Below are 6,116 nucleotides of genomic sequence, written 5' to 3'. Positions count from 1 at the left end.
GCCGCCGGAGCCGACAGCCCCTGCGCCTGAGAAGCGCCCAGGAGCCCCGGGGACGCTCAGTGCGGGCGCCCCGGGGCGCCGGTCAGAGGCGCAAGCAGGTGCCGTTCGACCGCCGCCGCCGGGTCTGCGCCGGGCGGGAGTCTCGGCGGCTCCCCCGTCACCGCCCGGGCGGTGAACCCACCCTCCAGGTGGGGCAAGCGCACGTCGACGATCCGGACGCCCCGGGCCCGCTGTTCCCTGCCGACCACGCCCAGCCAGGTGGCGAGGGCCGTCTTGGCGGCCGCGTAGTCGGCCATGCCCTGCGGGGGCGCGTCGACGACCGAGCCGGTGACGACACCGATCGCGCCTCCGGCCTCCAGCACGGGCAGGGCGCCCCGGACCACTGCCATGGGCGCCAGGGCGTTCACGGTCATGAGGTGCTCGGCGGCGGCCTCGCCGACGCTCTCGGCCCGCCCGAAGCCCGCCACTCCGACGGCCACGACGACGCGGTCCAGGCGTCCGAGGGAACGGGCCGCCCACGGTGCGAGCGCCGCGCAGCCGTCGAGGTCGTAGGCGTCGAAGACGCGGCGGGGGCAGTCGCCCGGCAGCCGCGACCGGTCGGCGAGCCGCTCCGCGTTCCTGCCGGCCAGGGCCACCGACGCGCCCTGGCGGTGCAACGCCCGCGCGGCGAGGCCGCCGACCGTCCCCGTCGCTCCCACGACCAGGACCGCGTTCACCGCGGGGGCCCTTCGGGAATCGCCGGACCGGACGTTCCGGGAAGCGTCGGGGCCGTGGTGCGCGTGGCCCCGGGCGGGAGAGACGCGGAGGCGAGGCGGCGGCGTGCGAGCGACTCCGCGGCGGCCTCGCGCGGGTGGCGCCTGCGCCAGTAGGGGTTGTCGTGCGGCAGCTTGCTGGACACCCGCCCGTACATGCCGAACGTGAGGATCAACAGCCCCATGAGGAAGCTGAACACCACGTTGGTCATGCCGAAATCGAGGAAGTTGGCGGGCCGGTCGAGCACGAACAGGTGGTAGAAGCCGCTGAGCAGGAACGAGCCGCCCACGAGCATGTTCACGGTGGAGGCGATGTTCCCGCCCGCGACCGCACCGGCCAAGAGGGCGAGTCCCGTCAGCACCGAGATCCAGCTCAGTGCGGTGTTGGTGGTCATCCCGGCGATCCGCTCACCGGAGGTGTCGAAGGGGCTGAGCGCGTCGGCGAAGCCGAGGCAGCCGAACACCAGCAGGACGGCACCGCAGAAGGCGGCGCCCCAGCGGTACACGGTGGCGAGGTGGTGGTCCACGGGAAGTTCGTCTTTGAGCCGCACGGCTGTTCCCCTGCCTGTCCGTGGTTCCGTCCGTCGCCCGAGGCCACCGCCGTACGGATCGGGCTCCGCGCGAACGAACATGTACCGAAGCACCTTTTGTGATGCTTCAATGCCTTTTCTCGTCACGAGAGCGCCCGGATGCGCCTCACCGTCCGACAGCGAGCCGTTCACCCGTCCGCCCCTGTCGGGTGGCCCCGTTGCATCCGCGGGCCGGTGTGAGGGGGAAGAACATGCAGCAGAGCTGCGACAAAAGGCGAGGAGGGCCCCATGGGTGACGCGGACGACGTGGCGGGCGGCCCCCGAGGGCTCGCACGGCCCGGCGCCCGGCCGACGGAGTGCGTGTGGGACTACCCGCGACCGCCCCGGCTGGCCGGTGACGACCGCCGCGTGACGGTGACGGTGGACGGCCGGGTCGTCGCGGACACGCGCGCGAGCCTGCGGGTCCTGGAGACCAGCCACCCGCCGACGTTCTACCTGCCCCGCCGCGACGTGCGCGCGGAGTTCCTGCGCCCCCGGCCTGGCCGCACCCACTGCGAGTGGAAGGGCGCCGCGTCCTACTGGGACGTCGTCGTCGGCGACTTCGTCGTACCCCGCGCCGCATGGAGCTACGAGCGGCCCCTCGACGCCTACGAGGCCCTCCGCGGCCACCTGGCCTTCTATCCGTCCGCGGTGGGCTGCACAGTCGACGGGGAGCCGGTGGTCGCCCAGGAGGGCGACTTCTACGGCGGGTGGATCACCCACGAGATCGCGGGTCCCTTCAAGGGCGGTCCCGGCACGTGGGGCTGGTGAGCCGGTCGGCAGCCGCGCCGCCCGCGGCTGCTCCCCCGCGACGGCGCCGCCCGGCTGACCGTCGGCTCGGGTGACCGGCCCGTCGTCGGTTCACCAGGGCGGGCGCGGCCTTCGTGTCGGGTGCATCCAGTCCGGCCGTTCGGCCGGAAACCCCGGATGACCGGAGCCGGCGCGCGGACCGGTACGACGTCGAGGAGGCCGTACGGTGATCAGTGTGGAGCGGGTGCTCGTGGTGCGACGGCCCCTGGCGGAGGTCGTGGCCTACCTGGAGGACTTCGGCCGTGCGGAGGAATGGGACCCCGGCACCGTACGCTGCGTGCGGCTCGACGACGGGCCCCTGCGGCAGGGCGCCCGGTGGCGGAACACGTCTCGGTTCCGGGGCCGCGCGACCGAGCTGCGGTACGAACTCGTCGTCCGGGAACCCTTCCGCCTGGTGTTCCGCGGCGAGAACAAGACCGTGACGGCGCTGGACGACCTGCGGTTCGCCGAGGAAGGGACGGCGACACGGCTGACGTACCGTGCGTCGCTCACCTTCAAGGGCTTCGCACGGCTGGCCGCGCCGTTCCTGCGCGGGGAATTCGAGCGGATGGCCGACGGCGTGGCCGACCGCCTTCCGGCGGCGGCCGTGGCGTGGCACTCCTGACCATGTGCCCCGGCTCCGAACGCGCCTGCTCGCACCGTTTCCGCACCCTACGGTGGTGACCATGTACGACACCGATCACGGCATCACCACGGGCGCCCTGGCCCGGCGTCTCGGCGTCTCCCCGACCACCGTGCGGTCCTGGGACCGGCGGTACGGGATCGGCCCGGCCGACCGCGGGGACGGACGCCACCGGCGGTGGAGCCCCGCGGACGTGGCGATGCTGGAGGAGATGTGCCGTCTCACGGCGTCCGGCGTCCCGCCCGCCGAGGCGGCGCGGGCCGCACGGCGGGAGCGCTCCTCACCGGACGCGCCCGCCGTGGGTGTCGCCGCTCCGGCCCGGGCCGCCGCCACCGCGCCGGTCGCACCCGTCGAGGAAGCCGTGTCGGGAACGGCGTCGGAACCCGTGTCGGAACCGGCGTCGCCCTCCCGGAGGCCGGTGTCCGACAGAGGCCTGCCGCTGGGAGACGTCCGGCAGGAATGCCGGGGGCTGGCCCGTGCCGCCGTGCGGCTCGACGCACCCGCCGTGGAAGAGCTGCTCCGGGCGGCGCTGGCGGAGTACGGCCTCGTCACCTCCTGGGAGGAGATCATGGCGCCGACACTGCATGCGGTGGGCCGGAAGTGGGAGTCGTCGGACGACCGCTACGTCGAGGTGGAGCACCTGCTCTCCTGGCACATCTCCACGGCACTGCGGCGGGCCGCCGTCTCCGGACCCGCGGTCACCTCGCAGGGTCCTCCGACCGTGCTGGCGTGCGTCCCTTCGGAACAGCACACGCTGCCCCTGGAGGCGCTCGCCGCGGGCCTGGCCGAACGCGGGCTGCCGACCAGGATGTTCGGCGCGGCCGTGCCCGCCGAGGCCCTCGACGCCGCGGTGCGGCGGTCGGGGCCCGCCGCCGTCGTCCTCTGGTCCCAGTCCCGCTCCACCGCGAGCCACGCCCTGGCCCAGCACGTCGCCCGGACGGCGTTCGGGATGCAGGGAGCGCGCACCTCACCGCTGGTCCTCCTCGCGGGCCCGGGCTGGCTCGGCCGGACGCCGGCGCCCGGCACAGTACGTCCCACCGGCCTGCGCGAGGCGCTCGCCGTGCTCTCCCGGCTGTACGGGGAGGGCGACGGCGTCGAGGAGCGGGGCGGGCAGGAGGAAGGGGCCGTCGGGGCCGGTGGCTGACCCCTGCCCCGGACGCCTCAGGGACGGGGCGCGCCCGACGTCCGTCGCCGGCGTGGGCGGGGCGGTCGGGGGACGAAGCCGCTCGTCCGGGCCCGGTACTCCGCGTACCCCGGCCGGTCCGCCATGTGTGCCTCCAGGAGCCGTTTGCCGCTGCCCCAGATGAGGAGGCCGCTCATCACGAGCGGGGAGACGAGGGTGAGCAGGGCGGTCTGCCAGGTGGCGCAGGCCGTCAGGTACAGGCCCCACCACACCAGGAAGTCACCGAAATAGTTCGGGTGCCGGGTCCAGCTCCACAGTCCCCGGTCCATGACCCGCCCCCGGTTCGCCGGGTCCGACTTGAAGCGGGCGAGCTGGTGGTCCCCCACCGCCTCACAGGCGAGGCCGGCCGCCCACACGGCGAGCCCGAGGTACGCGGTCGCCCCCAGTGGCTGGGGCAGCAGGACCGCGAACTGGACGGGCAGGGAGACGAGCCAGACGAGGGCGCCCTGGAGCAGGTACACCTTCCACAAGGCGTAGAGGGCGGGGTATCGGCGGGCGCGGGCGAGCATGCGCGCGTACCGGGGGTCCTCCCCGTGGCCGCGACCGCGGCGGGCGATGTGGACGGCGAGCCGCAGTCCCCAGACGACGGTGGCGAGCGCGACGGCGCTCCGCCGGACGTCGTCGCCGTGGCCGTCCGCCAGGAACCAGGAAACCGACGCGACGACCGCGAACGCGATCCCCCAGGCGACGTCGACGACCCGGTGCAGCCGTCGGGCGGTACCGACGGCGAAGGCCACCAGCATGACGGCGAGGGCGGCGGCGGCCGAGGCGGCCAGGACGGAACCGAGCGCCGTGGTGTCGACGGGACTCACGGCGCCTCCCCGTACCGGTCCGCCGGGGAGGAGGACGCCGTGTCCGTGGCGTCGGCGGTGAGCCGGAGCTGGCGGACGTCAAGGTAGCGGGCGCGGAAGCCGGCCTCGGACCAGGCGAGGTAGAACTCCCACATGCGCCGGAAGACGCGGTCGAAGCCGAGGGCCGCGACGGCGGCCTCCTCGTGCCGGAAGCGGGCGCGCCACTGGTGGAGGGTCTCTGCGTAGTGGTCGCCGAACCCCGTGTCGTGGGTGATGCGCAGTCCGGCGGCGGCGGACTCGCGGGCGATGGCCTCCGGGGAGGGGATCAGGCCGCCGGGGAAGACGTACTTGCTGATCCAGGTGTGGGTGCGGGCGGTGGCGAGCATCCGTTCGTGCGGCATCGTGATGGCCTGGAGCGCGACCCGGCCGCCGGGGGCGAGAAGGCGGCGGAGCGCGGTGAAGTAGTCGGGCCAGAACTCGGCGCCGACGGCCTCGATCATCTCGACGCTCACGACGGCGTCGTAACGGCCGCGTACGGCGCGGTAGTCGAGGAGTTCGACGGTGACGCGGTCGGCGACGCCGGCCCGGGCGGCGCGGTCGCGCGCGAGGGCGAGCTGCTCCTCGGAGAGGGTGACGGTGCGGACGCGGGCGCCGCGGGCCGCGGCGCGGATCGCGAGTTCGCCCCAACCGGTGCCGATCTCCAGGAGTTCGGTGCCCGGGCCGGTCTCCGCCAGGTCGAGGAGGCGGTCGATCTTTCGGTGCTGGGCGGCGGTGAAGGCCGCGTCGGAGAGGACGTCGGGGGTGTCGGGGAGCGGATCGAAGACGGCCGACGAGTAGCTGAGTCCGGGGTCGAGGAAGAGGGCGAAGAGCTCGTTGGAGAGGTCGTAGTGACGGCGGATGTTCTCGCGGGATCCGTCGGGGGTGTTGAGGTCGGTGCGCGGCCTGCGCCGGACCCAGGCGCCCCTGAACCGGTGCAGCGGGGCGGGGACGAGGTCGTCGACGTGACGGGCGAGGACGGTGAGGACGCCTACGAGGTCGTCGGCGTCCCACTCGCCGGCCATGTACGACTCCCCGAAGCCGATCAGCCCGTCGGCGGCGATCCGCCGGTGGAAGGCCTCGGGATCGTGGAGCGTGAGCGTCGGTACTGCGTCGGCGTCACCGTTGCGCGGCGCCGGGACGCTGGTGCGGCCGTCCGTCCCTATCCGCAGGGGCAGCCGGGTGAACGCGCGTCCGACGATGAGGCGGGCCACGGTGGTGCGCAGGGCAGAGGCGTGCGGCGCCCGGGCGACGTCGGGCCAGCGGTCGGGGTCGACCTCGACGCGGCCCTTGTGGACGTCGTGGGTGGTGGGCGGTGGGGACGAGAGGGTCACGGGGTGCCTTCCTGGGGGG

7 protein-coding genes are annotated in these 6,116 nt (G+C 74.4%); 3 read left to right on the top strand and 4 right to left on the bottom strand.

Annotated features, from left to right (window positions below; genetic code table 11):
- Window positions 1-56 precede the first annotated feature (56 nt).
- Both CCN56_RS06015 and CCN56_RS06010 read right to left on the bottom strand, forming a co-directional pair.
- Window positions 57-716, bottom strand: a complete 660-nt coding sequence (locus CCN56_RS06015) for an SDR family oxidoreductase (RefSeq protein ID WP_086824305.1) — start codon at window positions 714-716, stop codon at window positions 57-59.
- Window positions 713-1,303, bottom strand: coding sequence for a DUF4383 domain-containing protein (locus CCN56_RS06010; RefSeq protein ID WP_086824303.1), 591 nt, complete (start codon window positions 1,301-1,303; stop codon window positions 713-715). The genes CCN56_RS06015 and CCN56_RS06010 overlap by 4 nt, the downstream gene beginning before the upstream one ends.
- Before the next feature lie 267 nt (window positions 1,304-1,570).
- Here CCN56_RS06010 and CCN56_RS06005 point away from each other — a divergent pair, with 267 nt between their 5' ends.
- The 3 genes from CCN56_RS06005 (at window position 1,571) to CCN56_RS05995 (ending at window position 3,897) form a co-directional block, all read left to right on the top strand.
- Window positions 1,571-2,092 carry a DUF427 domain-containing protein gene (locus CCN56_RS06005; protein WP_086824301.1) on the top strand — a complete coding sequence of 174 codons (522 nt, stop codon included), beginning with the start codon at window positions 1,571-1,573 and terminating at the stop codon, window positions 2,090-2,092.
- 205 nt (window positions 2,093-2,297) lie between these two features.
- Window positions 2,298-2,735, top strand: coding sequence for an SRPBCC family protein (locus tag CCN56_RS06000; protein WP_086824299.1), 438 nt, complete (start codon window positions 2,298-2,300; stop codon window positions 2,733-2,735).
- Window positions 2,736-2,796: 61 nt separating this feature from the next.
- Window positions 2,797-3,897 (top strand): MerR family transcriptional regulator, encoded by a 1,101-nt coding sequence (locus CCN56_RS05995; RefSeq protein ID WP_086824297.1) that lies wholly within the window; start codon window positions 2,797-2,799, stop codon window positions 3,895-3,897.
- Between the two features lie 17 nt (window positions 3,898-3,914).
- Here the strand turns inward: CCN56_RS05995 and CCN56_RS05990 are convergent, their stop codons facing one another.
- Together CCN56_RS05990 and CCN56_RS05985 are read right to left on the bottom strand one after the other, a co-directional pair.
- Window positions 3,915-4,748, bottom strand: coding sequence for a DUF1295 domain-containing protein (locus CCN56_RS05990; protein WP_256961788.1), 834 nt, complete (start codon window positions 4,746-4,748; stop codon window positions 3,915-3,917).
- Complete coding sequence (locus CCN56_RS05985; protein ID WP_107484100.1) at window positions 4,745-6,097, bottom strand: cyclopropane-fatty-acyl-phospholipid synthase family protein; 1,353 nt, start codon at window positions 6,095-6,097, stop codon at window positions 4,745-4,747. Before CCN56_RS05985 ends, CCN56_RS05990 begins: the two co-directional genes overlap by 4 nt.
- Window positions 6,098-6,116: the final 19 nt, after the last annotated feature.

The organism is Streptomyces sp. NRRL B-24572 (assembly GCF_002156145.1).
GTDB classification, from domain to species: domain Bacteria; phylum Actinomycetota; class Actinomycetes; order Streptomycetales; family Streptomycetaceae; genus Streptomyces; species Streptomyces vietnamensis.
This window is presented reverse-complemented; position numbering and strand designations above follow the sequence as displayed.